The organism is Hydrogenophaga luteola (assembly GCF_042648585.1).
GTDB classification, from domain to species: domain Bacteria; phylum Pseudomonadota; class Gammaproteobacteria; order Burkholderiales; family Burkholderiaceae_C; genus Hydrogenophaga; species Hydrogenophaga luteola.
Genome location: NZ_JBHRXX010000002.1, coordinates 159105 through 185226 on the forward strand (window position 1 = coordinate 159105; position 26122 = coordinate 185226).

Sequence of the window (26122 nt, forward strand, 5' to 3'; positions counted from 1 at the left end):
CCTTGTGTTCGCTGATTCCGGTCAGAAGGTGCGGGGCTTCGGGGGCACCGTTTCGGCGGTCAGGGGCTTCATGCGCACCGGCTTGTAGTCCAGCTTGTTGCCGTCCTGGTACCACAGGGTGTGCTTCATCCACTCGGCGTCGTTGCGCCCCAGCGGGCAGGTCGGGTGGTTGACGTCGTGTTCGTAGTCGCGCACCAGGTGGGCACCGCGGCATTCCTTCCGAGCGGCCGCGCTGGTCATGGTGGCCTGAGCGGCCTCCATCAGGTTCTCGACTTCCAGCGCCTCGATGCGCGCGGTGTTGAACACCTTGGAGTTGTCCTTCAGACCGATGGCGCCCACGCGCTCGCGCAGGGCATTGATCTTCTGGACACCAGCGTCCATCGATTCCTGGCTGCGGAACACGCCGGCGTGCGTCTGCATGATGGCGCGCATGTCGTTGGCGACGTCCTGGGCGTACTCGCCGTTCTTGGCGCTGTCCAGGCGGGCCAGGCGGGCCAGGGTCTTGTCGGCCGCGTCCTTGGGCAGGTCCTTGTGTTCCTGCTTGGGGTTGACGTTGGCGATGATGTGGTTGCCGGCCGCCTTGCCGAAGACCAGCAGGTCCAGCAGCGAGTTGGTGCCCAGGCGGTTGGCGCCGTGCACCGACACGCAGGAGCATTCGCCCACTGCATAGAGGCCGTTCACCGGGCGGTCTTCACCGTTGAAGCGCTCGACCACCTGACCGTGGATGTTGGTCGGGATGCCGCCCATCTGGTAGTGGATGGTGGGCACAACAGGGATCGGCTCGCGCGTCACGTCCACGTTGGCGAAGTTCACGCCGATCTCGTACACCGAGGGCAGGCGCTTGTGGATGGTGTCGGCACCCAGGTGGTCCAGCTTCATGTGGATGTAGTCCTTGTTGGGACCACAGCCACGGCCTTCCAGGATTTCCTGGCCCATGCAGCGGGACACGAAGTCGCGCGGCGCCAGGTCCTTCAGCGTGGGCGCATAGCGCTCCATGAAACGCTCGCCGTTGCTGTTGAGCAGGATGGCGCCTTCGCCGCGGCAGCCTTCGGTCAGCAGCACGCCCGCGCCGGCCACGCCGGTGGGGTGGAACTGCCAGAACTCCATGTCCTGCAGCGCGATGCCGGCACGGGCGGCCATGCCCAGGCCGTCGCCGGTGTTGATGAAGGCGTTGGTCGAAGACTGGAAGATGCGGCCGGCACCACCGGTGGCGAGCAGCACGGTCTTGGCTTCGAGCACATAGGTGTCGCCGGTTTCCATTTCGAGGGCGGTCACGCCCACGCAGTCACCGGAGGCGTCGCGGATCAGATCCAGCGCCATCCACTCCACAAAGAATGTGGTCTTGGCCGATACGTTGGCCTGATACAGCGTGTGCAGCATGGCGTGACCGGTGCGGTCGGCCGCCGCGCAGGCGCGCTGCACCGGCTTCTCGCCGTAGTTGGCGGTGTGGCCACCGAACGGGCGCTGGTAGATGGTGCCGTCGGGGTTGCGGTCGAACGGCATGCCGAAGTGCTCGAGCTCGTACACGACCTTCGGGGCTTCGCGGCACATGAATTCGATGGCGTCCTGGTCACCGAGCCAGTCGGAGCCCTTGACGGTGTCGTAGAAGTGGTATTCCCAGCTGTCTTCGCTCATGTTGCCCAGCGAGGCGGACACGCCGCCCTGTGCCGCCACGGTGTGGGAGCGGGTCGGGAAGACCTTGGAGAGCACGGCCACCTTGAGGCCGGCGCGGGCCAGCTGCAGGGAGGCTCGCATGCCGGAGCCGCCGGCTCCGACGATGACCACGTCGAACTTGCGCTTGGAAAGGGATGCGGTGGTGGTCATGGATCAGAGTCTCCAGAGAACTTGAACAGCCCAGCCCAGGCAGGCGACGAGCCAGACGATGGTGAACACGTGCAGGACGAGGCGGATGCCTGCGGGCTTGATGTAGTCCATCCAGATGTCGCGCATGCCGATCCAGATGTGGTACGCGATGGCGATGAAGACGGCGAAGGTGAGCGCCTTCATCCACTGCGGGGCGAAGATGCCGGCCCAGCCCTCGTAGCCCAGGGGGCCGCTGGTGAGCAGCACCTTGGCCAGGACGATGAGGGTCAGCAGGGCGAAGAGCGCGCCGGTGATGCGCTGGGCCAGCCAGTCGCGCAGGCCGTAGCGGGCGCCGGTTACGACGCGTTTGGAACCGTAATTGACGGACATGTTGTTTTCCTTCTTTCGCGCAGATCAGTACAGGCCGAACAGCTTGGCACCGAGGATCAGCGTCAGTCCGATCGACAGCACCAGCGTCACGATGGCGGAGGACTTGCCGAACTCCTTGCTCACAGCGTGGTTGACGTCCATGTAGAGGTGGCGCAGGCCGGCGATCAGGTGGTGCAGGTAGGCCCAGATGATGGCCAGCACCACCAGCTTGAACAGCCAGCCGGGAACAAAGCCGATGCCGCCCGAGAAGGCTGCGCTGAAACGTTCGTAGGAGATCTCGGACGACACCGAGGTGTCGAACAGCCAGACGATCAGGGGCAGCAGGATGAACATCAGGCCGCCGCTGGCGCGGTGCAGGATCGACACCCAGCCGGCCAATGGGAGGCGGTAGGTGGTCAGGTCCTTGAAGGCGTTGATGTTGCGGAACTCGGGCCGCTTCTTGGTCAACTCGGTCATGGTGGGGACTTTCTTCCGTGGGGTTCGGGGTTGGAAGGGGGCTTGTAACTCGGTGGTAACCCGGATTACAAACCTTCAAATTCTATTGCAACGCAGCATACCCAAGCCTGACATCTGGCCTTGGCGTGTCGGGCTCCGGCGCGTTGGCGACTCAGTTCAGTTCGTTGTGGTAATGCCTGGTTTCCGTGCGGTAGAGGCCGCGCCGCAGTTCCATCGGCACGTCGTTGTAGGTGTAAGCCAGCCGTTCCACGCTCAGCAGCGGGTGGCCCACTTCGACCCCCAGCAGCGCTGCGGCGTCGGCATCGGCGGCCACGGCCTTGATCTTCTCGGTCGCGCGCACCATGCGCACGCCGAACTGCGCTTCGAACAGGGCGTACATGGGACCCTTGTCGCTGGACAGGGTTTCTAGGCTCAGGCCCTTGAACGGCGCGCCTGGCAGCCAGATGTCTTCCAGGATGGCGGGCGTGCCCGAGAACGAAAGCACGCGCCGTACCTGTACGAGCGAGTCGCCGCCCTTGAGGTCGAGCTGCCGCGCCACTTCGGCCGGACCGCGCAGGCGGCGGCATTCGATGATGCGGCGCTCGGCCGGAACCTGGGCCTCGGGCGCGCTGGCGTCGGGCAGCACGCGCAGGAAGCGGTACTGGATGTGCTGTTCGGCGTGGGTGGCGACGAACGTGCCCTTGCCCTGGCGGCGCACCAGCAGGTTGTCGGTGGCCAGTTCGTCGATGGCCTTGCGCACCGTGCCCTGGCTCACGCGGAAGCGGGCGGCGAGGTCGAACTCGCTGGGAATCATGTCGCCGGGCTTCCACTCGCCCGCCTGCAGGCTGCGCAGGATCAGGCTCTTGATTTGCTGGTAGAGCGGGCTGAACGCGGGTGTTGGCGGAAGAAGCGCGGGCGATTCGGCGCCTGTCGCATCGGCAGGCGCACGCGGGTCCTCCGGGGACAGATCGGACTGCGAAGGATGTGCGGAGGCCATGGTGTCGGTGGATGAGCGGGCAAATGACCCAACGCCGTGGCCCGCTATTTTTGGTGCGCAATCATATCTTATATAAGACATAAGACAAATTGACGCCTACGGGTTTACGCGGGTACACTCGCGGGCTGTCCAAGGGGTCACTCCCCACCGATTTTTCAACTTCCCAACGTCCCTTCTGGAGTTTTCACCATGAGCAAGAAGCCCGTCCGTGTTGCCGTCACCGGCGCCGCAGGTCAGATCGGTTACGCCCTGCTGTTCCGCATCGCCTCCGGCGAAATGCTGGGCAAGGACCAGCCCGTGATCCTGCAACTGCTGGAAATTCCGGACGAGAAGGCCCAGAACGCGCTCAAGGGCGTGATCATGGAACTGGAAGACTGCGCCTTCCCGCTGCTGGCCGGCATCGAAGCCCACAGCGACCCGATGACCGCCTTCAAGGACACCGACTACGCCCTGCTGGTCGGCGCCCGCCCCCGTGGCCCCGGCATGGAGCGCGCCGACCTGCTGGCTGCCAATGCCCAGATCTTCACTGCCCAGGGCAAGGCCCTGAACGCCGTGGCTTCGCGCAACGTGCGCGTGCTGGTGGTGGGCAACCCTGCCAACACCAACGCCTACATCGCCATGAAGTCGGCCCCGGACCTGCCGGCCAAGAACTTCACCGCCATGCTGCGCCTGGACCACAACCGCGCTGCTTCGCAGATCGCCGCCAAGATCGGCTGCGCCGTGGGCGACATCGAGAAACTGGCAGTGTGGGGCAACCACTCTCCCACCATGTACGCCGACTACCGCTTCGCCACCGTGAACGGCAAGTCCGTCAAGGACACCATCAACGACCACGACTGGAACGCCAACGTGTTCCTGCCCACCGTGGGCAAGCGCGGCGCCGCCATCATCGCCGCCCGTGGCCTGTCCTCGGCCGCTTCGGCCGCCAACGCCGCCATCGACCACATGCGCGACTGGGCCCTGGGCACCAACGGCAAGTGGGTCACCATGGGCATCCCGTCCAACGGTGAATACGGCATCCCCAAGGAAGTCATGTTCGGCTACCCCGTCACCTGCGAAGGCGGCGAGTACAAGATCGTCGAAGGTCTGCCCATCGACGCCTTCTCGCAAGAGTGCATCAACAAGACCCTGGCCGAGCTCGAAGGCGAGAAGGACGGCGTGAAGCACCTGCTCTGAGCTGGTAACCGCTTCGTAACTCCGTGAAACCTCACCCGCGCGACATCCTTGCTGGGGCCCAGGCCGGTGCGTTCGCACTGCCGGTCTGTGACCACTACAGCGGGGTCGAGGCGCGGATGAGGAAGAGCCTGCAGCTGCAGGCCGAACTGAGTGCCGAGTTCGGCGCCTGCGTCTTCGACGTCACGCTGGACTGCGAAGACGGGGCACCCGTTGGCGGCGAGGCCGAGCACGCGGCCCTGGTCACCGAACTGGCGCTGGGGGCCCCTGCGGGCACCCGCGTCGCGGCCCGGGTCCACCCGGTCGAACACCCCCACTTCGATGCCGATGTGGCCCAGATCGCGGGCCGCGCGGGTTCGCGCCTGTGCCACCTGATGGTGCCCAAGGTCGAATCGGTGGCCGACGTCGAGCGCGCTGTGGTGGCCATGGAGGCCGCAGGCGCCACTGCGCTGCCGCTGCACGTGCTGATCGAGTCGCCGGCCGCGGTGCACCGGGCTTTCGACATCGCGGCCCACCCTCGTGTGGCCTCACTGAGCTTCGGCCTGATGGACTTTGTTTCGGCCCATGGCGGGGCGATTCCCGCCTCGGCCATGACCCTCGAAGGCCAGTTCAGCCACCCGCACGTGTTGCGCGCCAAGATTGAAATGGCCGCTGCCTGCCACGCGCACGGCAAAGTGCCTTCGCACAACGTGGTGACCGAGTTCAAGGACCTGTCCGCGCTGCAGAATGCTGCGCGAAAGGCGGCGACCGAGCTGGGCTACACCCGCATGTGGAGCATCCACCCGGACCAGATCAGGCCCATCGTCACGGCTTTTTCACCGACCGAGGCGGAAATCGAGACCTCGCTGGCCATCATCGAGCGCGCCGTGTCCGCCGAATGGGCGCCGGTGCAGCACGAAGGCCGGCTGCATGACCGCGCCAGCTATCGCTATTACTGGCAAGTGATCGAGCGCGCGCACCAGACCGGGCATGCCCTGCCCGAGGCCGTGCGTGGCTGGTTTCTTGCATGACTTTTTTCGAACACCAACCATCACCCACCCCACCGGAGAACGCCATGTCGACCTTCCTGACCGACTACCGCGCCCACGTCGCTGAACGCGCCGCCCTGGGCATTCCCCCGCTGCCGCTCGACGCCAAGCAGGTCGCCGCCCTGATCGAACTGATCAAGAACCCGCCCGCCGGTGAAGACGCGTTCCTGCTGGATCTGCTGACGCACCGCGTGCCGCCGGGCGTGGACGACGCTGCCAAGGTCAAGGCCTCGTTCCTGGCCGCCGTGGCCCACGGTGACATCCAGGTCGGCCTGATCTCCAAGGCCAAGGCCACCGAGCTGCTGGGCACCATGGTGGGTGGCTACAACGTGCATCCGCTGATCGAGCTGCTGGACGACGCCGAAGTGGCGGGCGTGGCCGCCGAAGGTCTGAAGAAGACCCTGCTGATGTTCGATTTCTTCAACGACGTCGCCGAGAAGGCCAAGGCCGGCAACGCCAAGGCCAAGGAAGTGATGCAATCCTGGGCCGACGCCGAGTGGTTCACCACCCGTCCCGAAGTGCCCAAGAGCATCACCGTCACCGTGTTCAAGGTGCCCGGCGAGACCAACACCGACGACCTGTCGCCCGCCCCGGACGCCTGGAGCCGCCCGGACATCCCGATGCACTACCTGGCGATGCTCAAGAACACGCGTCCCGACGCGGCCTTCAAGCCCGAGGAAGACGGCAAGCGCGGTCCGATGCAGTTCATCGAAGACCTGAAGAAAAAGGGCCACCTGGTCGCCTACGTGGGCGACGTGGTCGGCACCGGTTCTTCGCGCAAGTCGGCCACCAACAGCGTGATCTGGGCCACCGGCCAGGACATCCCGTTCGTGCCGAACAAGCGCTTTGGCGGTGTCACGCTGGGCGGCAAGATCGCCCCGATCTTCTTCAACACGCAGGAAGACTCCGGCGCGCTGCCGATCGAAGTGGACGTATCGAAGCTGGAGATGGGTGACGTCATCGAAGTCATGCCCTACGACGGCAAGATCGTGAAGAACGGCGAGACCGTCACCGAGTTCAAGCTGCGCAGCGATGTGCTGTTCGACGAAGTGCGCGCCGGCGGCCGCATCAACCTGATCATCGGCCGTTCGCTGACCGCCAAGGCGCGCGAGTTCCTGGGCCTGCCCGCCAGCACACTGTTCCGACTGCCACAAGCCCCTGCCGAGACCAAGGCCGGCTTCACCCTGGCGCAAAAGATGGTCGGCCGCGCCGTCGGTCTGCCGGAAGGCCAGGGCGTGCGCCCCGGCACCTACTGCGAGCCCAAGATGACGACCGTGGGTTCGCAGGACACCACCGGCCCGATGACGCGCGACGAGCTGAAGGACCTGGCCTGCCTGGGCTTTTCGGCCGATCTGGTGATGCAGTCCTTCTGCCACACCGCGGCCTACCCGAAGCCGGTGGACGTGAAGACCCACCGCGAACTGCCGGCCTTCATCAGCAGCCGCGGCGGCGTGTCCCTGCGCCCGGGCGACGGCGTGATCCACAGCTGGCTCAACCGCCTGCTGCTGCCCGACACCGTGGGCACCGGCGGTGACTCGCACACCCGTTTCCCGATCGGTATCTCGTTCCCGGCCGGCTCCGGTCTGGTGGCCTTCGGCGCCGCCACCGGCGTGATGCCGCTGGACATGCCCGAGTCGGTGCTGGTGCGCTTCAAGGGCAAGATGCAGCCTGGAGTCACGCTGCGTGACCTGGTGCATGCCATTCCCCTGTACGCCATCAAGGCCGGTCTGCTGACCGTCGCCAAGGCCGGCAAGAAGAACATCTTCTCGGGCCGCATCCTGGAAATCGAAGGTCTGCCCGACCTGAAGGTGGAACAGGCCTTCGAGCTGTCCGACGCCTCGGCCGAACGCTCGGCCGCCGGCTGCACCATCAAGCTCAACAAGGAGCCGGTGCAGGAGTACCTGAAGTCCAACATCGTTCTGATGAAGAACATGATCGCCGACGGTTACCAGGACGCGAAGACCCTGGCCCGCCGCATCGAGAAGGTCGAGGCCTGGCTGGCCAAGCCGGAGCTGCTGGAAGCCGACAAGGACGCCGAATACGCCGCCGTGATCGAGATCGACCTGGCCGAGATCACCGAGCCCATCGTCTGCTGCCCGAACGACCCGGACGACGCCAAGTTCCTGTCCGAAGTCGCCGGCACCAAGATCGACGAGGCCTTCATCGGTTCGTGCATGACCAACATCGGCCACTTCCGTGCGGCAGCGACCGTTCTGGGCGGCGCGCGTGACATCCCGGTCAAGCTCTGGGTGGCTCCGCCGACCAAGATGGACGCAGCCGAGCTGACCAAGGAAGGCCACTACGCCAACTTCGGCGCTGCCGGTGCCCGCACCGAAATGCCCGGCTGCTCGCTGTGCATGGGCAACCAGGCCCAGGTGCGCGAAGGCGCGACGGTGATCTCCACCTCGACCCGCAACTTCCCGAACCGTCTGGGCAAGAACACCAACGTGTTCCTGGGCTCGGCCGAGCTGGCCGCCGTGGCGTCCAAGCTGGGCAAGCTGCCGACCAAGGAGGAGTACCTGGCCGCCACCGGGGTGGTCACCGCCAAGGCCGACCAGATCTACAAGTACATGAACTTCGACCAGATCGAAGAGTACGTGGAGACCGCGAAGACGGTGGCCTGAGCGGCATCCCTTCGATGAATGAAAGACGGCCCTTCGGGGCCGTTTTTCTTTGAAAAGCCCCTGTGCCCGGTGGGAGATTGCGCTTCGACCGGGTGCTCCTTCCAGAATGCTCGCGTTCATGTGAACGCTTTCAGGAGCTCCCATGCCGCTGTCCAACGCCGCCGCAATCCGCGTGATCCGCGCCGCGCTGTACGCTGCCGCCCCCGTGGTGGCCTTGTCGCTCTCACCTAGGTCTGCCCATGCAGGCGACTATTACTTCTACGTGGAAAACAAGACGAACTCCCGCATCGTCAAACTCGAGGTGTCCGAGGACAAGCGGGACTGGGGCTTCTTCGACATCGGCCGCGGCATCGGCAAAGGCCGGTCCTCGCGGCTGGTGTGGGACGAAAGCACCAACAGCGAGGATTGCGAGCAGTGGATTCGCGCGCGCTTTGCCGACGGCAGCGCCAGCGAGCCCGCGAAGTTCGACTTCTGCCGGGCCATGGACGATCCCATCGTGTTTGAGTGAGGCCCGGGCGACCGGCCAAAGCGCCATCCCTTCGATGAATGAAAGACGGCCTTTTGGGGCCGTCTTTTTTATGCCCGCCTGGGCCGGCTTCCCGGCCACCGCCGCTAACATCCGGCCCGGACGTGGTGGAGCGTCTTGCCACGCCTTTCAATACATCAGGAGGATCATTCAATGAACAAACAACTTCTCGGTTCCGCGCTGACCCGTCGCCAGCTGGGCCTGGGTCTTGTGGCTGGCATCGGGCTGGCGCTGGCCGGCTGCGGCGGGGGGGACGATGGCGATGACCAGCCGCTCTGGACCGCCTTCAACGACCTGCGCGCCGGAATGACACGGGACGATGTGCAGCGCTTGGTCAACCGGGCGCCGGTGTCGGGCACCTCGGCTTCGGTGCTGCGCTGGGAGACCGATACAGAACTCCTGGAGGTGACTTTCTCCGGTGACCGCATCGCCACGGCCCGCTGGACCGACCGCACCACCGGGCGCTCCTATCTGCGCACCTTCCGCTTTGCAGGCAATGGCGGTGGCGGTACCGGCACCCTCTACCAGGCCTTCCTGGCCCTGCGCCCCGGCATGACGCGGTCGGAGGTGATCCAGCGGGTGCCGGTGGCTGTCTCGCAGGGGGCCAGCAGCAGCCAGGTGCTGTGGATCGATGGTGAGGAGGCGCTGGGCGTGCGCTTCAACGGCTCATCCGACGGCTCCACCATCACCTTTGCGCAATGGGGGTTGTCGATTGCGGCGGGCAGCCGCAACGAAACGCGCACCTTCTGACCGTTGGTGTGTTTCAGGCCGGGCCGCCCGTGAGGGCGGTCCAGCCGGGCCAGCCGTCCCGCGCAATCGCGAACTTGCGGCTGGCAGCGCTCCACGAGTCGCCGGTGGCCATGGCCTCTGCGAAGGCGGCGCCATCGACCACCTGGGTGCCGCCCAGCAGGGTCACCCCGCGCTCGAACAGCGCGTCGGGCCAGAGGCCAGCCGAGGGGCCGATGACGGCGAACCGCGAAGCGTTCGGCGCGGCGGCGAGCATCGCGTCCAGCGAGTCGTTGAGCAGCATGGTCGAGGTGCCGACCACGGTGTTGCAGTCGGCGAGCGCGGTGCGGTCTAGCGTGATGCACACCCTGGGGAAACGATCCTGCTGTCGCGCCACCATCTCCGCATTCATCTCCACGACGGTCAGCAGCCCACCGGCTTCGTCGACACGACGCACCAGCGGCGGGAAGAAGCCGATCATGCCCAGATGGTCCTGCGGGCCCAGCACCACATCGCCCAGCGAGTTGCCTGCGGGCGGTGGCGTGTAGCCGACGCGGCGCCAGACCGAGTCGGTCAGCGCGTTGACCGCAGCCAGCGCGACCGCCCGTTCCACTTCATCACCTCCGGCCAGCCGTTGCGCCATGGCCATTGGGTCAGCCCCCGCCAGCGCGTTGTGGCGGTCGCTGCCGTGCCGGGCGAGCAGGTGGTCGAGCGTGTCCCCGAGCAGGATGTAGGACAGGCCGAAGGCGCCGTCGTCCAGCTCGATGGCGCAGAACTCGGCGTCGTGTTCGCCCGGTTCGCCATGGCGCTGCGGGATGTGCAGCCGCCGGACCTTGGGGCTCGGCCATCGGGTGGCGATGGCGGCGAGCTGCTGCAGCAGGGCGGTGGCGATCGGTGTCCGGTTCGGGCTCTGACTCATGCGGGCATGGTAGCCGCGAGCGCGCGCAGCGCCTGCGCCGTGGCCTCGTCGCCGGGGAAGAAGGTCTCCAGCGCCAGTTCCTGCAAGGTGATGTCGGTGGGCGAGCCGAACACGGTGGTGGTGCTGATCAGGTGCAACACGCCGGCCGGTGTGTGGACCAGGAAGGGCATCAGCACCCCCAGGTGTTCGCCGGCCAGGCGCGCCGCCGACCCGGGCGTCTGGCCCGGGTAGGCGCGCAGCTCGGCGAGCAGGTCTGCCAGCGCCTCGTCGCCGGTGGCGCGGATCTGCTGCTGCAGCCGCGCGAACAGGTGCTCGCGCCACTGGTCGAGGTTGGCGATGCGCGGCGCCAGCCCGCCCGGGTGCAGGCTCACGCGCAGCAGGTTCACCGGCGGTTGCAGCAGGGCCGGGTCGACGCCGGTCAGCAGCGGCGCGACCATGCGGTTGGACAGCACCATGTGCCAGTGGCGGTCGAAGGCGACGGCGGGCCAGGGTTCGTGGCTGTCCAGGATGTGCTGCACCGCGCGCCGCGCCGCATCCATCGACGGCTCGTCCAGCCGCTGTTCGCGGTACATGGGGGCGTAGCCGGCGGCGACCAGCCACGCATTGCGGTCGCGCAGCGGCACCGCCAGCCGTTCGCACAGGCGCAGCACCAGCTCGCGGCTGGGGCTGGCCTTGCCGGTCTCGACACAGCTCAGGTGCCTTGTCGAGAGCTCGGCGTCGAGGGCGAGGTCCTGCTGGCTGAGGTGGCGCAGCTGGCGCCAGTGGCGCAGGTGGTCGCCGACCGAGAGGCGACGGCTGGCGTGAGGAAGGGTGGCGTTCGACATGGGCGCATGGTAGGCCCGGATGCCGCGCGAACCATGACCTGAGAGGTCATGGACGCCATGCCCTGGCGCCACGAGCATCGGGCTCCCATCGTTTCATTTCAAGGAGTCCATCATGTTCACTGTCTCTGCTTCCACCCTGCGCCGTGTGCTCTGGCTCGATGCCGCGAGCGGCTTCGGCATGGGCCTGTCCCACCTGGCGCTGGCCGAACCGCTGTCGGGCTGGACCGGCATTCCGGCCGCCTGGCTGCAGGTGGCGGCGCTGGTCGTGTTCGGCGCGGCCTCATTGGCCGGGTGGCTTGCGAGCCGGGCCGAGCCCCCGGCGGGCGGCGTCAGGCTGCTGGTGGCGGGCAACTTCGCCTGGGTGGCGGCGAGCCTATGGCTGGCCTTCGGCGCGGGGCTGTCGCTGACCACGCTGGGTCTGGGCTGGGTGCTGGCACAGGCGCTGCTGGTGCTGCTCATGGCCGAGCTGGAGTGGGCCGGTGCCCGCCGGACGCAGGGTCTGGCGATGGCCTGAGCCTTCGGCCCGCCGGGCGGGATCCGGGAGGCGACAGCCGCAGCGGGAAGCCGGTGGCGGGCGGGCACAATGCCGCGTCTGTCACCACTGTCCTGCCGTCACATGTCTTTCAACGACAACCACATCGAGCCTTCCTCCGTCGCCACCGTCCGCCGCCTGCCCATCGAATTCACCGGCTCCGGCAGCGAGTACTTCCGCATCTGGATCGTCAACCTGCTGCTGCTCCTGGTCACCCTGGGGCTGTACTGGCCCTGGGCCAAGGTGCGGCGGCAGCGCTACTTCTGGGGCAACACCCTGGTCGATGGCGATCCGCTGGGCTTTCACGGTGACCCGAAGCAGATGTTCAAGGGGTGGGCGCTGGTCGGGGTGCTGTTCGTGCTCTACAACTGGGCCAGCAGCTTCTCGGCCGTGGCAGGGCTGGTGGCTTTTGTGGCGCTGGCCGCGCTGTGGCCCGCGCTGTGGCGCTCGTCGATGGCCTTCCGCATGGCCAACACCAGCTGGCGGGGGCTGAGGTTCCGCTTCGTGGGCTCGCTGCGCGATGCCTACCTGGCGCACCTGCCACCGTTTCTGGTGGTCCTGCCGATGGTGCTGCTGTCTTTTTCGATTCCTGAGGACCCGGAGCAGGCCCCACCCGAGTGGGTCATGGCGTCCTTCGGCGGGGCGTTTGTGCTGCTGGTGCTGACGCTGCCCTGGCTGCTGTGGCGCATGAAGGCTTACCAGCACCGGCACTACGCGCTCGGCCCCTTGCAGACCGATTTCCGCGCCAGCGTGGGTTCGTTCTACCTGCTGGCGATCAAGCCCTTCCTGCTGTTCGCCGGGGTCATGGGGCTGATCGCGCTGTACATCGTCACCAGCTTCGGCAGCGCTGGCGCGCTGGGTGGCCTGCTGGTCGAGATGATGTGGGTAGTTCCGGTGCTGGTCGTCGGTTTCTGGGTGCTCATGTTCCTCTGCATCGGTCCCTGGATCACCACCCGCCTGCAGAACCTGGTCTGGACCAAGACCGGCAATGGGCAGATGCGCTTCATCAGCCAGCTGCGCTTTCGCGACATGCTCTGGATGAGCATCAAGAACGGGCTGCTGATCGGCATCACGCTGGGGCTGTACTGGCCGTTTGCCAAGGTGGCGATGGCGCGCCTGCGGCTGGAGGCGGTGCACGTGCGCACGATCACCGACATGCAGGCCCTGCTGGCGGCCGAGCATGAGCGGCCCCAGGAGGCGGCGGGTGACGCGGCCGGCGATTTCTTCGGGCTGGACGTGGGTCTTTGAGGCGCGCAGACCATGGACGATGCAGCTTCGGTCGATTCACAGGCCCTCACGGTTCGCTATTTCGACGGCCGCAGCAGCCGCCCGCGCGAGGTGGAGGCCAGGCTGGTGCAGGCAACGCTGCGCCTGAGCGGGCCGGACGTGGACCGCACGATCGAGGCCCGGCGGGTGCAGTGGCCCGAGCGCACCCGGCGCGGGCCGCGCATTGCCCAGCTGCCGGACGGTGGCAGCCTGCAGTCCGACGACGGGGCGGCCTGGGACGAATGGGTTCGCTCGGCCGGCCACGGCGAATCGGTGGTGGTGCGGCTGCAGCAGAGCTGGCGCGGCGTGCTGGTCAGCCTCCTGCTGCTGGTGGTGGTGAGCGCAGCCGGCTATGTCTGGGGCCTGCCCTGGGCGGCGCGCGCGGTGGCCGACCGGTTCCCGGACGGTGTCGAGCAGCAGATCGGCGAGACGGTGCTGGCCCAGGTCGACGAGTTCGTGAAGCCCAGCCAGCTCAGCGCCCAGGAGCAGCAGGCCATCGAGCAGGCCTGGCAGCGGGTGCTGCGCGCGCACTCCGCGGCGCAGGCGGCGCGCGGCGTGGCGGTGCGGCCCTCGCGCCTGCTGATCCGCGCCAGCGAGGACATCGGCCCCAACGCGCTGGCGCTGCCGGGCGGCACCATGCTGCTGACCGACGACATGGCGCGGCTGCTGCAGCACGACACCGAGGTGATCGCGGGTGTGCTGGCGCACGAGCTGGGCCATGTGCAGCACCGGCACGGCGTGCGCATGCTGGTGCAGGTGGGTGTGCTCGGCTTCGTCACCTCGACGCTCTGGGGCGACTACAGTGGCGTGCTGGCCACGGTGCCGCTCTGGCTGGGCCAGGCCCACTATTCGCGCGAGGCCGAGCGCGAGGCCGATGCCTACAGCGTGACCGTGCTGCGCGACGCGGGCCTGTCGCCAGCGGTGATGACCCGGCTGTTCGAGCGCTTCGCGTTGTTCAAGCGCTGCGGCGACGACATCCTCAAGCCCGTGCCGGCCGGCAGTGCGCCGGTGTGCCTGCCCCAGCCAGCTTCTGGCGAAGACGATGAGGAGAAGGGCGGTTTCTGGGGTCTGGGCTTTGCCTCACACCCAGCCGACGAAGACCGCATCGCCTTCTTCCGCGACGCGGCACGCTGAAACCCGCTCAGGCGATCAGTCGCGCGATCAGCGCGCCCTCGCTGGGCGCGGCCAGCGGCACCCATACCTTGACCGGGCTGCCCTGGGCGACCTCGATGGCCTCGCCGTCCTGATTGCGCATGGCGTCCAGCTGCACCACGCGGTTGCCGCTTGGGTGGATGACTTCGAGCCGGTCGCCCACGGCGAAGCGGTTCTTGGTCTCCACCTGTGCCCAGCCGTCTTCGCGCACCTGCAGCACCTCGCCCACGAACTGGCTGCGGTGGCTCTCGCTGTGGCCGGTGATGTAGTTCTGGTAGTCCTGCGCCGGCCGGCGCTCCATCAGGCCGCCGGTGTAGCCGCGGTTGGACAGGCCTTCGAGTTCGAGCAGCAGCTCGGGGTTGAAAGGCTTGCCGGCCACCGCGTCGTCGATGGCGCGGCGGTAGACCTGCGCGGTGCGCGCCACGTAGTAGTGGCTCTTGGTGCGGCCCTCGATCTTGAGCGAGTCGATGCCCATGGCGGCCAGCTTGCCCACGTGCTCGACGGCGCGCAGGTCCTTGCTGTTCATGATGTAAGTGCCGTGCTCGTCTTCCATGATGGGCATCAGCTCGCCGGGGCGGCCGGCTTCCTCGATCAGCCAGACCTTGTTGGCCTCGGGGTGGCGCTGGCCCGAGCCGGTGGTGGAGAAGGCGCTGGCAGCTTCCTCGTCTTCCTGCGCGAAGTTGAAGCCGTCGAGTTTGGCGACCGGGGCGGCGTCGCCGGTGTCGGTGTCGGTGGTGGCGGCCTGGGTCTTGTATTCCCAGCGGCAGGCGTTGGTGCAGGTGCCCTGGTTGGGGTCGCGGCGGTTGAAGTAGCCCGACAGCAGGCAGCGGCCCGAGTAGGCGATGCACAGCGCGCCGTGCACGAAGACTTCCAGCTCGATGTCCGGGCAGTCGTTGCGGATCGCGGCCACCTCGTCCAGGCTCAGCTCGCGGCTGAGGATGATGCGGGTCACGCCCTGCTTCTGCCAGAACTTCACCGCGGCGCTGTTGGTGGTGTTGGCCTGCACCGAGAGGTGGATCGGCACCTCGGGCCAGAGGCCTTTTTCCATCTGCTCGCGCACCAGCATGATCAGGCCGGCGTCGGCCATGATGAGGGCGTCGGGCTTGAGTTCGACCACCGGCTGCAGGTCGCGCAGGTAGGTGCGCAGCTTGTCGTTGTGCGCGATCAGGTTGCTGGTGACGAAGAACTTCTTGCCGCGCTGGTGTGCCTCGCCGATGCCTTCGGCGATCTGTTCGAGACGGAATTCGTTGTTGCGCGCGCGCAGGGAGTAGCGCGGCTGGCCGGCGTAGACGGCGTCGGCGCCGAAGTTGTAGGCGGCGCGCATGCGGTGCAGCGAGCCGGCGGGCAGGAGCAGTTCAGGGGCTTTCATCAGGGGGTGGATTGTCCCGCATCGCCTGGTTGTGTGCTTGCCGGATACCCGCGCGCGCCGCACAGGCATTCGCCCTGACCACAATGGTTCACGTGTTTCAAGGAGACGCCCTCGTGCCCAATACCCCATTCCAGCATCCGTTTTCCAGCACCGTCAAGACCTTCCGCACCGCGTCCGGCAAGTCGGGGCGCTTCTATTCGCTGCCCGCCCTGGCGCAGCAGTTTCCCAATGTGAGCCGGCTGCCGGTGTCGCTGCGCATCGTGCTGGAGAGCGTGCTGCGCCACTGCGACGGCGAAAAGGTGCTGCCCGAGCAGGTGGCCCAGCTGGCCAACTGGCAGCCCAACGCACCCCGCACCGACGAGATCCCGTTCATGGTGGCGCGCGTGGTGCTGCAGGACTTCACCGGCGTGCCCCTGCTGGCCGACCTGGCGGCCATGCGCAGCACTGCCGAGCGGCTGGGCCACGACCCGAAACGCATCGAGCCCCTGGTGCCGGTGGACCTGGTGGTGGACCACTCGGTGATGGTCGACCACTACGGTTCGAAGAACGCGCTGGACCTCAACATGAAGCTGGAGTTCCAGCGCAACAAGGAGCGCTATCAGTTCCTCAAGTGGGGCATGCAGGCTTTCGAGACCTTTGGCGTGGTGCCGCCGGGCTTCGGCATCGTGCACCAGGTCAACCTCGAATACCTGGCCCGCGGCGTGCACCTCAAGGGCGGTCTGTACTACCCCGACACCCTGGTTGGCACCGACAGCCACACCACCATGATCAACGGCATTGGTGTGGTGGGCTGGGGTGTCGGAGGCATCGAGGCCGAAGCCGCCATGCTGGGCCAGCCGGTCGCCTTCCTCACGCCCGACGTGGTCGGCTTCGAGCTGACCGGCCGTCTGCGCGAGGGCTGCACCGCCACCGATCTGGTGCTCACCGTCACCGAGATCCTGCGCAAGCACAAGGTGGTCGGCAAGTTCGTCGAGTTCTTCGGCGAGGGCACGGCCTCGCTCTCGCTGCCCGACCGCGCGACCATCGCCAACATGGCGCCCGAGTACGGCGCGACCATGGGCTTCTTCCCGGTCGACGGCAGGACCATCGAGTATTTCCGCGGCACTGGACGCAGCAGCGCCGAGATCGAGGCCTTCGAGGCCTACTTCCGCGCCCAGGGCCTGTTCGGTGTGCCCGGCGCCGAAGGGGCGTCGCAGGCGGCGGGCGACATCCAGTACTCGCAGGTGGTCCGGCTGGACCTGGGCAACGTGGCGCCCAGCCTGGCCGGCCCCAAGCGCCCGCAGGACCGCATCGAGATCGGTGAGGTGGCGGCGCAGTTCGACACCCTGTTCTCGCTGCCGCAGTCCGAAAACGGTTTCAACCAGCCGGCGCAGCGCCTGGCCGGCGCGTTCAGGACCTCGCGCGGCACCGAGCTGCGCGACGGCGATGTGCTGATCGCGGCCATCACCAGCTGCACCAACACCAGCAACCCCGGGGTGATGCTGGCGGCCGGTCTGCTGGCCAAGAAGGCGGTCGAGGCCGGGCTGAAGGTCAAGCCACACATCAAGACCTCGCTGGCGCCAGGGTCGCGCATCGTCACCGAGTACCTCACGCGCACCGGCCTGCTGCCCTACCTGGAGCAGCTGGGGTTCGCGCTGGCCGGCTACGGCTGCACCACCTGCATCGGCAACGCGGGGGACCTGCGGCCGGACATCAACGACACGATCACCCGCAACGGTCTGGTCGGTGCGGCGGTGCTCTCGGGCAACCGCAACTTCGAGGCGCGCATCCACCCCAACCTCAAGGCCAACTTCCTGGCCAGTCCGCCGCTGGTGGTGGCCTACGCCATCGCGGGCACGGTTCGGCGCGACCTGATGTCCGAGCCGGTGGGTATGGGCGATGGCGGTCGGCCGGTCTTTCTGGGGGACATCTGGCCGTCCAGCGACGAGATCCACGCGCTGATGAAGGCCGCGATGCACGGCAAGGCCTACCGCGAGAACTACGAGCGCATCCAGAGCGAGCCGGGTCCGCTGTGGGAACGCATCAAGGGCGGCACCGGCATGGCCTACGGCTGGCCGGACAGCAGCTACATCGCGGAGCCGCCGTTCTTCGAGGGCTTCTCGCTGCAGGCGCCGGCGCAGGCCGACCCGGGTGTGCGCGGGGCGCGCATCATGGCCCTGTTCGGCGACTCGATCACCACCGACCACATTTCGCCCGCCGGCTCGATTGCCGAGGCCTCGCCCGCGGGGCAGTGGCTGATCTCGCGCGGCGTGCTCAAGGCCGACTTCAACAGCTACGGCGCCCGCCGTGGCCACCACGAGGTGATGATGCGCGGCACTTTCGCCAACGTGCGCATCCGCAACCTGATGCTGCAGCCCGGGCCGGACGGCGCGCGCGAAGAGGGTGGCTGGACGCTCTACCAGCATGAGGGCGTGGGCCAGGGCCAGAAGATGAGCATCTACGACGCCGCCATGCGCTACCGTGCGGCCGGCGTGCCGACGGTGGTCTTCGCGGGCGAGGAGTACGGCACCGGCTCCAGCCGCGACTGGGCCGCCAAGGGCACGCAGCTGCTGGGCATCCGCGCCGTGGTGGCGCGCAGTTTTGAGCGCATCCACCGCAGCAACCTGGTGGGCATGGGCGTGCTGCCGCTGCAGTTTGCACCGGGCGATTCGTGGGAGTCGCTGGGTCTGCGCGGTGACGAACAGGTCGACGTGCTGCCTCAGCCCGACCTGCAGCCGCTGAGCGAGGCCACCCTGGTGGTGACCCGCGCCGACGGTACGCGCCTGACCCGCCCGCTGGTGCTGCGCATCGACACGCCGGTGGAAGTGAACCAATTCCGTGCCGGCGGAATCCTTCCCTATGTGCTGAGGCAGTTGCTGGGCGCTTGAGCCCGGCGCCGCAAACCGGCATCATCTGTTCAACGCGCCCGCACCGGGCGCACGAGGAGTCCGCGATGCGCCAGACCCCGCTCTACAGCCGATCAGCCCGCCACGGCCCAGCGCACGAGGCGGCGCGGGTGGAGAGCGACGGGGGCCCGGACGAAGCGCCACCGGCATTGGCACCCGCAGTTCCCAGGCCGCATTGGCGCCAACGGCTGGCCGGCGCTGGCCGTGACCACCGGGTCATCTGGAGCGCCTGGCTGCTGGTGCTGGCCCTGCTGGGTGGTCTCTGGTGGCAACAGTCCGCGCACACGCCCAGGGCGCTGACGCAGAAGGACATCGACGCCGCCGTCCTGCGCACCCTCACCACCCAGAACCTGCCCTCGCGCGCAGCGCGCGCGGCCGAGAAGATCCGCCCCGCCGTGGTGCGCGTCGTGGCCTACGACAAGGACAAGAAGGGCGAAGAGGTGGAGCAGGGCGTGGGCACCGGCGTGGTGATCCAGGACAAGGGCATCATCCTGACCAACCTGCACGTGGTGCAGTCCGCGCAGGGCATCAAGCTGACCTTTGCCGACGGCAGCGAGTCCCGGGCCAGCGTCGCAGGCGTTCAGGCCCAGCACGACCTGGCCGTGCTGCAGGCCCACACCATTCCCGACGACCTGCACGCCGCCACGCTGCGCAGCACGGCCGACCTGGTGCCGGGCGACGAGGTGGTGGCGGTGGGCTTTCCCTTTGGCATCGGTCCCTCGACCTCGGCCGGCGTGATCTCCGGCCTCGGCCGCTCCTTCAAGTCGCCCGAGGGCACGCAGGAGATCGGCAACCTGATCCAGTTCGACGCCGCGGCCAACCCCGGCAACTCGGGCGGACCGCTGGTCACCATGGACGGCGAGGTGGTCGGCGTGGTCACCGGCATCCTCAACCCGACCCGCGCCAGGACCTTCCTGGGCATCGGATTTGCTGTGCCGATCGAGAGCGCCGCATCGGCCGCCGGACTTCCCCCCTTCTGAACACAAGGAGCCCTTCATGAGCGAGAACACCAGCCCCGACACCGCCCAGCTCATGGAGCAGATCCTCTACGAGGTCAAGCGGGTGGTGGTGGGGCAGGACCGGTTCCTGGAACGTGTCATGGTCGCGCTGCTGGCGCAGGGCCACCTGCTGGTCGAGGGCGTGCCGGGGCTGGCCAAGACGCTGACTGTCAAGACACTGGCGAACGTGGTGCAGGGCCGCTTCAAGCGGATCCAGTTCACGCCCGATCTGGTGCCCGCCGACCTGGTGGGCACGCGCATCTACAACCAGAAGACGGGCGACTTCTCCACCGCGCTGGGCCCGGTGTTCGCGAACCTGCTGCTGGCCGACGAGATCAACCGCGCGCCGGCCAAGGTGCAGAGCGCGCTGCTGGAGGTGATGCAGGAACGGCAGGTGACGATCGCCGGCGAGACGCACAAAGTGCCCGAGCCCTTCCTGGTCATGGCCACACAGAACCCGATCGAGACCGAAGGCACCTACCCGCTGCCCGAGGCGCAGGTGGACCGGTTCATGATGAAGGTGCTGGTGGACTATCCAACCGACGATGAGGAATACGTCATCGTCGAACGCGTCACCGGCCCGGCGGTGCAGGTCAATGCTGTGGCCACCACCGACCAGCTGGCGGCGCTGCAGGCCCAGTGCCGCGAGGTGTATGTGGACCCCTCGCTGGTGCAGTACGCGGTGAAGCTGGTGTCGGCCACGCGCACGCCCGACAAGCATGGCCTCAAGGACGTGGGCCGCCTGATCACCTACGGCGCCAGCCCGCGTGCCACCATCGGTCTGGTCGAAGGAGCAAGGGCGCTGGCCCTGCTGCGTGGCCGCAGCTACGCGCTGCCCGAAGACATGGTGGCCCTGGTGCCCGACGTGCTGCGACACCGCGTGGTGCTGTCCTATGAGGGCCTGTCCGAGGGACTGACCAGCGATGCGCTGATCGAACGCATCATGAAGGCGGTGCCGGCGCCGGCCAAGCCGCTGGAGCACGAGAAGAAGGCCGCCTGATCGGAGCGCCGCCATGCTGCTGAGCCTGTTCAAGCGAAAGGCGCCGCCACCACCAGCCGACCTGCCGGTGGGCGACGGAGGGCGCACAGAGGCCTTGCTGCGGCGTCTCGAATGGACCGTGCTCAAGCGGCTCGACGGCCTGCTGCAGGGCGACCACCGCACCCTGATGCGAGGCACCGGGCTGGACCTGGCGGACCTGCGCGAGTACCAGCACCACGACGACGTGCGCCACATCGACTGGAACGTCACCGCGCGCCTGCAGACACCGCACGTGCGTGTGTTCACCGAAGACCGTGAGATGGCGGCCTGGTTCCTGCTGGACCTCAGCCCCTCGGTGGACTTCGGTTCCGGCGAGCAGCGCAAGCGCGAGCTGCTGCAGGGGTTTGTGGGCGTGCTGGCGCGGCTGATCAGCCGCCACGGCAACCGCGTGGGCGCCATGCTGTATGGCGCGCGCGGCGGTGCGGCGGTCGACACCGTTCTGCCGGCGCGTGGGGGGCGGTTGCAGGTTCTGCGACTGCTTCAGCTGATCGGTGCCGACGCTGCTGCGCCTCCCTCGCGTGGCGCGAAGGAGGCCGGCGCCACCCGCCTGGCCGACCTGCTCCACGCCGCGACGCTCAGCGTGCGCCAGCGCTCCACGGTGTTCGTGGTGTCCGACTTCATCAGCGAGCCCGGCTGGGAGAAGCCGTTGGGCGAACTGGCACGGCGCCACGACGTGGTAGCGGTGCGCTTGCTGGACCCGCTGGAGCTGGAACTGCCCGACCTGGGCCTGATCCCCATCCGCGACGCCGAGACGGGCGAGCAGCTGATGGTGGACACCGCCGACAAAGGCTTTCGCCAACGCTTCGCCCGCATCGCCGCCCAGCGCGAGGCCACGCTGCGCGAGAGCCTGGGCCGTGCCGGTGTCGACACGCTGGAGCTGTCCACCAGCGACGACCTGGCCAACGCCATCCTGCGTTTCGTGGACCTGCGCAAGCGCCGAAGCAGCCTGCGGCAGGGACGACCCGCCCACCTCGCGCCCACGCTTTCCGGAGCCGCCGCATGAAGGACTTTCCCGTCAACTTCCTCTGGCCGCAGTTTCTCTGGCTGCTGGCCGTGCTGCCCCTGCTGGTGCTGCTGTACTGGTGGATCCTGCGCCGCCGCAAGAAGGTGGCGCTGCGCTATGCCAGCCTGTCCATCGTGCGCGAGGCCATGGGCCGCACATCCGGCTGGCGGCGCCATGTGCCGCCCTTCCTGCTGCTGCTGGCGTTTGCCGCCATGCTGCTGGCCGCGGCGCGGCCGGTGGCCACCATCACGCTGCCCTCGACCCAACAGACCATCATCCTGGCCATGGACGTCTCGGGCAGCATGCGCGCCACCGACGTGCAGCCCAACCGCCTGGTGGCCTCGCAGAACGCGGCCAAGGCCTTCCTCAAGGAACTGCCGCGGCATGTGAAGGTGGGCATCGTGGCGTTTGCGGGCTCGGCCCAGGTGGTGCAGCCGGTCACGCTCAGCCGCGAAGACCTGAACGCCGCCATCGACAAGTTCCAGATGCAGCGCGCCACCGCCATCGGCAGCGCCATCGTGGTCGCGCTCTCCGAGCTGTTCCCCGGGCAGGTCGACCTGGCCAGCGTGACCTACGGCCGTGCCAGCAACGACCCGTTCGCTCCGCAGGGCCGGGCCATCGACCAGCCGCAGACCGCGAAGAAGCCCTTCGAGCCGGTGCCGCCGGGCTCCTACGGTTCGGCCGCGATCATCCTGCTGACCGATGGCCAGCGCACCACCGGGGTCGACACGGCCGAAGCGGCCAAGATGGCGGCCGACCGGGGCGTGCGGGTCTACACCGTGGGCGTGGGCACGGTGGACGGTGAGGTGATCGGCTTCGAGGGCTGGTCGATGCGGGTGCGGCTGGACGAGGACACGCTCAAGGCCGTGGCGCGCGACACCAAGGGCGAGTACTTCTACGCCGGCACGGCCGAGAACCTCAAGCAGGTGTACGAGTCGCTGAGCACGCGTCTGACGGTGGAGAAGAAGGAGACCGAGGTCTCGGCTTTGCTGGCGCTGGCGGCGGCGGTGCTGGTTCTGCTGTCTGCCGGCTTGTCGCTGTTCTGGTTCAACAGGGTGCTGTGACCATCCCCTGACATTCGTCAACGCCGCGGTACGGCGGGCCGGCACAATCGCCGCCATGAATCAAAAGGTCGTCGTCGCCGGTGGCGGCATCGGTGGGCTGGCGTGTGCGCTGGCCCTGTCGCGCGCGGGCGTGGAGGTGGATCTGCTGGAGCAGGCCACCGCGTTTGGCGAGGTCGGGGCGGGCCTGCAGCTCGGGCCCAATGCGGTGCGGGTGCTGGAGCAGTGGGGGCTGTCCGGGGCGCTGCACGCCTGTGCGGCCTTTCCCGAGTCGCTGCGCGTGCGCGACGCGCACAGCGCGGTCTCGCTGGGCAAGCTCCGTCTGGGGCCCTTCAGCCGGGCCCACTATGGCGCGGCGTACGCCACCATCCACCGCGCCGACCTGCATGGCTTGCTGCTCGAAGCGGTGCAGCGCGAGGCCGGCGTCCGGCTGCACCTGGACACCCGCCTGGCCGGTTACGAGGAGACGGCCGACGGCCTGCGCGTGACCTGCGAGAAAGACACCGTCTACGAGGCCGATGCCCTGGTCGGGGCCGACGGGCTCTGGAGCCGGGTGCGCATCGGCATGCTGGGCAACCGCCCGGCGCGGGTGAGCGGTCACCTGGCCTACCGCGGCATGGTGGCGGCCAGCGATCTGCCCGGCGTGATGCGCGAACCGCTGGTCACCGCCTGGCTCGGGCCCCGCCTGCACGTGGTGCACTACCCGGTGCGGCGCGGCGAGTGGTTCAACGTGGTGGCGGTGGTCGAGGGTCTGCTCGGCCGCGGCCACGGCGGTCCGCCCGGCAGCGATCCGCAGAGCTGGAGTCACGAGGCGCGGCAGGCCGACCTGCTGCGCGCGCTGGGGCCGGTGTGCCCGGACCTCAAGGCCATGCTGGACCGGGTGGGCGAATGGAAGCTCTGGGCGCTGAACGACCGCTCGCCGGTGGCCAGCGCCGACGAGCACGCCCGCGGTCGGGTGGCGTTGCTGGGCGACGCGGCGCACCCGCTGCGGCCCTACCTGGCGCAGGGAGCGGCCATGGCCATCGAGGACGCCTGGACGCTGGGTCGTCTGGCGGGGGCGGCCGGCGGCGCGATCGACTGGAGCGCGCTGTTTGCGCGCTACGCGCAGACCCGCTGGCAGCGCAACGCGCGCGTGCAGGCCCGCTCGCAGCGCAACGGCACCATCTTCCACGCCAGCGGCCCCCTTCGCCTGGCGCGCAATGCGGCGATGGCGGTGCTGGGCGAGTCGCTGATCGACAATCCCTGGCTGTACAGCGGTCCGCCAGATCCCCTGGCGGACTGACCACCTTCCAAGGAGCCGACCGATGCCCAGCCACCCACGCCGTCAAGCCGTTGCCGCCGCCATTGCAGCGGGGATGTTTTTTGCACTTGGTGCGCCGTCCACGTTCGCACAGGCAGCCTGGCCCAGCAAGCCGCTGAAGATGGTGGTGGGTTTTCCGGCCGGCTCTTCGCCGGACCTGACCGCGCGCCTGCTGGCCGAGCCGCTGTCGCAAGCGCTGGGCCAGCCGGTGATCGTCGAGAACAAGGCCGGCGCGGGCGGCAACATCGGTGCCGACGCCGTGGCCCGTGCCACCGACGACCACACCATCGGCCTGATGATCAACGGCAACCTGACCATCGCCAAGATCCTCAACCCCGCCACCACCTACGACCCGCTCAAGGACCTGCAACCGGTCTCGCTGATCGCGGTCTCGCCGCTGGTGCTGGCCGCTCCGGCGGGTGCCCCGGCGGGCAAGGCCTTCTTCGACCAGGCCAGGGCGCAGGGCGACAAGCTCAACTACGGCACCCCCGGCGTGGGCACGGTGGCCCATCTGGGCATGGAGCTGCTCAAGGCCAGGGCCGGCATCGCGCCGGTGCATGTGCCTTACCCGGGCAATCCGCAGGTGATCACGGCACTGATCGGCGGCCAGATCCAGATGGCTCTGCTGCCGCCGGGGCTGGCGATGGCCCAGGTCAAGGGTGGCAAGCTGCAGGCCGTGGGCGTCACATCCATGGGCCGCAGCAGCGTGGTGCCCGAGGTGGCGAGCCTGGCCGATGCGGGCGTGCAGGGCCTGCAGCTGGAGATCTGGAACGCGGTGGCAGCGCCAGTCGGTCTGCCCAAGGCCCATGTGCAGAAACTGGCCACGCTGCTGGCCGAGATCGTGCGCCGCCCGGACATCCGCCAGAAGATCCTGAATCAGGGCTGGCAGGTGGCGGGCACCTCGCCCGAGGGTCTGGCCCGGCGCATCGCCGCGGATACCGCGGCGATGTCTGAGGTGATCCAGAAGAACAACATCAAACCCAACTGACGCCGAGGCAGGCGGCCATGTCCGCCAGTTCCGCATCCAGTGCCTGCCGGAACTCCTGGTCTTTCGGCGCCTGTCCGTTGACATAGCCGATGTCGGCCTGCAGGCGCCCACCCACCACCGACAGGTTGCCCCATCCGATCACTTCGTCGCGCCACAGCAGCGGCAGCGCGTAGTAGCCGCGCACGCGCTTCGCGGGCGGGGTGTAGGCCTCGAAGCGGTAGGCCCAGCCCCAGAGACGCTCCAAGCGGCCGCGGTCCCAGACCACGGGGTCGAAGGGCGCGAGCAGGCGCACGCGCTCTTCCACTTTCCAGCGGCGCGCGGCCGGGTCTTCGCCCTCGGGCCAGAACCAGCGCACACCGTCCAGCTCGGCATTTGGCAGGCGCTGTGTGGCGCGTTGCAGCGCCGCGCGCAACTGGCCCTTCCACTGCGGCACCGCGTGCTGCAGCATGGCCACCAGCTGGCGAAGGCCAGGCTGGGGCAGCGGCGCGTACTTGTTCACCAGCACGTCCACCAGCCGGTCCAGCGTGGCCGGCACATCGTCGGGCGCGATCTGCGGCTGGTGGGCGGCGTAGAGGCGGATGCCGTTGTCGCGCCGCGCCACGCGCAGCAGGCCGCGATAGTGCATGGCGTCGAGCAACTGGGTGCTGGCCTTGGACCGGCCGCCGAAGCCGTTGGTGGTGTGGCCGTGGGCGAAGTGGTCGTCCACCTCGCGCGGGTGCGCCTCGCCACGCGCCTGCACGAAGTGCCAGACCGCTTCGGCCTGCGCCCAGCGTTCGGCGGGCCACTCGCGCAGTGCGCTGCGAGGGTGCATCAGTGCGTGCAGCTCGGGTGTGACGAAGCCGTAGTTGACGAAGAAGTCCTCTTCGACCCTGAGCTTCGGGTAACGCCGCTCCAGGTCACCGACCCGGTAGCCCCTGACGCGGTGCCGCAAAGTCAGGTCCTGCGCACGGGCGGGCGAACGGATCGGGTCGGCCTGCACGAAGCCCAGGCGTTCGATGGCCTTGGGCAGGGAGGTGGGGGCAAAGAGGCTGCGCGCCACGGCGTGGCGGCGCAGGTGGGCTAGGGTGATGGCGGCCATGCGCCA

General features: G+C 68.2%; 23 protein-coding genes. 15 read left to right on the top strand and 8 right to left on the bottom strand.

Features of this window, described 5'->3' with window-relative positions; translation table 11 throughout:
• Window positions 1-21: 21 nt before the first annotated feature.
• From sdhA to ACFOPI_RS04505, 4 genes are all read right to left on the bottom strand, one after another.
• A complete protein-coding gene (sdhA, locus tag ACFOPI_RS04490) occupies window positions 22-1824 on the bottom strand; it encodes a succinate dehydrogenase flavoprotein subunit (protein ID WP_382171373.1) in 1803 nt (600 codons plus the stop codon).
• A gap of 3 nt (window positions 1825-1827) precedes the next feature.
• Window positions 1828-2193, bottom strand: coding sequence for a succinate dehydrogenase, hydrophobic membrane anchor protein (gene sdhD / locus ACFOPI_RS04495; protein WP_382171376.1), 366 nt, complete (start codon window positions 2191-2193; stop codon window positions 1828-1830).
• 24 nt (window positions 2194-2217) lie between these two features.
• Entirely contained in the window at window positions 2218-2649 is a 432-nt protein-coding gene (gene sdhC, locus ACFOPI_RS04500) for a succinate dehydrogenase, cytochrome b556 subunit (protein ID WP_382171379.1), read from the bottom strand.
• A 151-nt stretch (window positions 2650-2800) separates the two neighbouring features.
• The gene (locus tag ACFOPI_RS04505; RefSeq protein ID WP_382171382.1) at window positions 2801-3625 is read right to left on the bottom strand and encodes a GntR family transcriptional regulator; all 825 of its coding nucleotides are present in this window, start codon (window positions 3623-3625) and stop codon (window positions 2801-2803) included.
• A gap of 189 nt (window positions 3626-3814) precedes the next feature.
• Here ACFOPI_RS04505 and ACFOPI_RS04510 point away from each other — a divergent pair, with 189 nt between their 5' ends.
• The 5 genes from ACFOPI_RS04510 (at window position 3815) to ACFOPI_RS04530 (ending at window position 9726) form a co-directional block, all read left to right on the top strand.
• Window positions 3815-4801, top strand: coding sequence for a malate dehydrogenase (locus ACFOPI_RS04510; protein WP_066149765.1), 987 nt, complete (start codon window positions 3815-3817; stop codon window positions 4799-4801).
• Window positions 4802-4824: 23 nt separating this feature from the next.
• Window positions 4825-5808 carry an HpcH/HpaI aldolase/citrate lyase family protein gene (locus tag ACFOPI_RS04515; protein WP_382171385.1) on the top strand — a complete coding sequence of 328 codons (984 nt, stop codon included), beginning with the start codon at window positions 4825-4827 and terminating at the stop codon, window positions 5806-5808.
• A 44-nt stretch (window positions 5809-5852) separates the two neighbouring features.
• Complete coding sequence (gene acnB, locus ACFOPI_RS04520; RefSeq protein ID WP_382171387.1) at window positions 5853-8450, top strand: bifunctional aconitate hydratase 2/2-methylisocitrate dehydratase; 2598 nt, start codon at window positions 5853-5855, stop codon at window positions 8448-8450.
• Between the two features lie 142 nt (window positions 8451-8592).
• A complete protein-coding gene (locus ACFOPI_RS04525) occupies window positions 8593-8958 on the top strand; it encodes a hypothetical protein (protein ID WP_382171390.1) in 366 nt (121 codons plus the stop codon).
• 171 nt (window positions 8959-9129) lie between these two features.
• On the top strand, window positions 9130-9726 hold the full coding sequence (locus ACFOPI_RS04530) for a hypothetical protein (RefSeq protein ID WP_382171392.1): 597 nt from the start codon (window positions 9130-9132) through the stop codon (window positions 9724-9726).
• A 13-nt stretch (window positions 9727-9739) separates the two neighbouring features.
• On the opposite strand, the gene ACFOPI_RS04535 is transcribed toward ACFOPI_RS04530, so the two are convergent.
• Complete coding sequence (locus tag ACFOPI_RS04535) at window positions 9740-10621, bottom strand: Rossmann-like domain-containing protein (protein ID WP_382171395.1); 882 nt, start codon at window positions 10619-10621, stop codon at window positions 9740-9742.
• A complete protein-coding gene (locus ACFOPI_RS04540) occupies window positions 10618-11445 on the bottom strand; it encodes a helix-turn-helix domain-containing protein (RefSeq protein ID WP_382171397.1) in 828 nt (275 codons plus the stop codon). The genes ACFOPI_RS04535 and ACFOPI_RS04540 overlap by 4 nt, the downstream gene beginning before the upstream one ends.
• Before the next feature lie 112 nt (window positions 11446-11557).
• Between ACFOPI_RS04540 and ACFOPI_RS04545 the strand changes: the two genes are divergently transcribed.
• The 3 genes from ACFOPI_RS04545 to ACFOPI_RS04555 all read left to right on the top strand — a co-directional run bounded on the left by ACFOPI_RS04545 (window position 11558) and on the right by ACFOPI_RS04555 (window position 14377).
• The gene (locus ACFOPI_RS04545; protein ID WP_382171400.1) at window positions 11558-11959 is read left to right on the top strand and encodes a hypothetical protein; all 402 of its coding nucleotides are present in this window, start codon (window positions 11558-11560) and stop codon (window positions 11957-11959) included.
• A gap of 102 nt (window positions 11960-12061) precedes the next feature.
• A complete protein-coding gene (locus tag ACFOPI_RS04550; RefSeq protein ID WP_382171403.1) occupies window positions 12062-13225 on the top strand; it encodes a YjgN family protein in 1164 nt (387 codons plus the stop codon).
• A gap of 12 nt (window positions 13226-13237) precedes the next feature.
• The gene (locus ACFOPI_RS04555; RefSeq protein WP_382171406.1) at window positions 13238-14377 is read left to right on the top strand and encodes a M48 family metallopeptidase; all 1140 of its coding nucleotides are present in this window, start codon (window positions 13238-13240) and stop codon (window positions 14375-14377) included.
• A 7-nt stretch (window positions 14378-14384) separates the two neighbouring features.
• Here the strand turns inward: ACFOPI_RS04555 and trhP are convergent, their stop codons facing one another.
• Window positions 14385-15764, bottom strand: a complete 1380-nt coding sequence (trhP, locus tag ACFOPI_RS04560) for a prephenate-dependent tRNA uridine(34) hydroxylase TrhP (RefSeq protein WP_382171409.1) — start codon at window positions 15762-15764, stop codon at window positions 14385-14387.
• A 113-nt stretch (window positions 15765-15877) separates the two neighbouring features.
• Between trhP and acnA the strand changes: the two genes are divergently transcribed.
• The 7 genes from acnA to ACFOPI_RS04595 all read left to right on the top strand — a co-directional run bounded on the left by acnA (window position 15878) and on the right by ACFOPI_RS04595 (window position 25038).
• The gene (gene acnA, locus ACFOPI_RS04565; protein WP_382171412.1) at window positions 15878-18631 is read left to right on the top strand and encodes an aconitate hydratase AcnA; all 2754 of its coding nucleotides are present in this window, start codon (window positions 15878-15880) and stop codon (window positions 18629-18631) included.
• Between the two features lie 65 nt (window positions 18632-18696).
• Window positions 18697-19629 carry a S1C family serine protease gene (locus ACFOPI_RS04570; protein ID WP_382171415.1) on the top strand — a complete coding sequence of 311 codons (933 nt, stop codon included), beginning with the start codon at window positions 18697-18699 and terminating at the stop codon, window positions 19627-19629.
• Between the two features lie 16 nt (window positions 19630-19645).
• A complete protein-coding gene (locus tag ACFOPI_RS04575; RefSeq protein WP_382171418.1) occupies window positions 19646-20647 on the top strand; it encodes an AAA family ATPase in 1002 nt (333 codons plus the stop codon).
• 13 nt (window positions 20648-20660) lie between these two features.
• Window positions 20661-21689, top strand: coding sequence for a DUF58 domain-containing protein (locus ACFOPI_RS04580; RefSeq protein ID WP_382171421.1), 1029 nt, complete (start codon window positions 20661-20663; stop codon window positions 21687-21689).
• Window positions 21686-22753, top strand: a complete 1068-nt coding sequence (locus ACFOPI_RS04585; protein WP_382171424.1) for a VWA domain-containing protein — start codon at window positions 21686-21688, stop codon at window positions 22751-22753. The genes ACFOPI_RS04580 and ACFOPI_RS04585 overlap by 4 nt, the downstream gene beginning before the upstream one ends.
• A gap of 55 nt (window positions 22754-22808) precedes the next feature.
• A complete protein-coding gene (locus ACFOPI_RS04590; RefSeq protein WP_382171427.1) occupies window positions 22809-24032 on the top strand; it encodes an FAD-dependent monooxygenase in 1224 nt (407 codons plus the stop codon).
• 22 nt (window positions 24033-24054) lie between these two features.
• Window positions 24055-25038, top strand: coding sequence for a Bug family tripartite tricarboxylate transporter substrate binding protein (locus ACFOPI_RS04595; RefSeq protein ID WP_382171430.1), 984 nt, complete (start codon window positions 24055-24057; stop codon window positions 25036-25038).
• Here ACFOPI_RS04595 and ACFOPI_RS04600 read toward each other — a convergent pair.
• A complete protein-coding gene (locus ACFOPI_RS04600) occupies window positions 25025-26116 on the bottom strand; it encodes a DNA glycosylase AlkZ-like family protein (RefSeq protein WP_382171432.1) in 1092 nt (363 codons plus the stop codon). The two genes, ACFOPI_RS04595 and ACFOPI_RS04600, sit on opposite strands and share 14 nt — an antisense overlap.
• Window positions 26117-26122: the final 6 nt, after the last annotated feature.

Excerpts from the sequence above, each read along its gene's own strand:
- ACFOPI_RS04585 (WP_382171424.1), top strand. The coding sequence starts at position 21,686 with ATGAAGGACTTTCCCGTCAACTTCCTCTGGCCGCAGTTTCTCTGGCTG.
- ACFOPI_RS04505 (WP_382171382.1), bottom strand. The coding sequence starts at position 3,625 with ATGGCCTCCGCACATCCTTCGCAGTCCGATCTGTCCCCGGAGGACCCG.
- ACFOPI_RS04545 (WP_382171400.1), top strand. The coding sequence starts at position 11,558 with ATGTTCACTGTCTCTGCTTCCACCCTGCGCCGTGTGCTCTGGCTCGAT.
- ACFOPI_RS04530 (WP_382171392.1), top strand. The coding sequence starts at position 9,130 with ATGAACAAACAACTTCTCGGTTCCGCGCTGACCCGTCGCCAGCTGGGC.
- acnB (WP_382171387.1), top strand. The coding sequence starts at position 5,853 with ATGTCGACCTTCCTGACCGACTACCGCGCCCACGTCGCTGAACGCGCC.
- ACFOPI_RS04540 (WP_382171397.1), bottom strand. The coding sequence starts at position 11,445 with ATGTCGAACGCCACCCTTCCTCACGCCAGCCGTCGCCTCTCGGTCGGC.
- ACFOPI_RS04525 (WP_382171390.1), top strand. The coding sequence starts at position 8,593 with ATGCCGCTGTCCAACGCCGCCGCAATCCGCGTGATCCGCGCCGCGCTG.
- trhP (WP_382171409.1), bottom strand. The coding sequence starts at position 15,764 with ATGAAAGCCCCTGAACTGCTCCTGCCCGCCGGCTCGCTGCACCGCATG.
- ACFOPI_RS04590 (WP_382171427.1), top strand. The coding sequence starts at position 22,809 with ATGAATCAAAAGGTCGTCGTCGCCGGTGGCGGCATCGGTGGGCTGGCG.
- ACFOPI_RS04580 (WP_382171421.1), top strand. The coding sequence starts at position 20,661 with ATGCTGCTGAGCCTGTTCAAGCGAAAGGCGCCGCCACCACCAGCCGAC.
- sdhC (WP_382171379.1), bottom strand. The coding sequence starts at position 2,649 with ATGACCGAGTTGACCAAGAAGCGGCCCGAGTTCCGCAACATCAACGCC.
- sdhD (WP_382171376.1), bottom strand. The coding sequence starts at position 2,193 with ATGTCCGTCAATTACGGTTCCAAACGCGTCGTAACCGGCGCCCGCTAC.
- sdhA (WP_382171373.1), bottom strand. The coding sequence starts at position 1,824 with ATGACCACCACCGCATCCCTTTCCAAGCGCAAGTTCGACGTGGTCATC.
- ACFOPI_RS04595 (WP_382171430.1), top strand. The coding sequence starts at position 24,055 with ATGCCCAGCCACCCACGCCGTCAAGCCGTTGCCGCCGCCATTGCAGCG.
- ACFOPI_RS04535 (WP_382171395.1), bottom strand. The coding sequence starts at position 10,621 with ATGAGTCAGAGCCCGAACCGGACACCGATCGCCACCGCCCTGCTGCAG.
- ACFOPI_RS04575 (WP_382171418.1), top strand. The coding sequence starts at position 19,646 with ATGAGCGAGAACACCAGCCCCGACACCGCCCAGCTCATGGAGCAGATC.
- ACFOPI_RS04555 (WP_382171406.1), top strand. The coding sequence starts at position 13,238 with ATGGACGATGCAGCTTCGGTCGATTCACAGGCCCTCACGGTTCGCTAT.
- ACFOPI_RS04550 (WP_382171403.1), top strand. The coding sequence starts at position 12,062 with ATGTCTTTCAACGACAACCACATCGAGCCTTCCTCCGTCGCCACCGTC.
- ACFOPI_RS04570 (WP_382171415.1), top strand. The coding sequence starts at position 18,697 with ATGCGCCAGACCCCGCTCTACAGCCGATCAGCCCGCCACGGCCCAGCG.
- ACFOPI_RS04600 (WP_382171432.1), bottom strand. The coding sequence starts at position 26,116 with ATGGCCGCCATCACCCTAGCCCACCTGCGCCGCCACGCCGTGGCGCGC.
- ACFOPI_RS04510 (WP_066149765.1), top strand. The coding sequence starts at position 3,815 with ATGAGCAAGAAGCCCGTCCGTGTTGCCGTCACCGGCGCCGCAGGTCAG.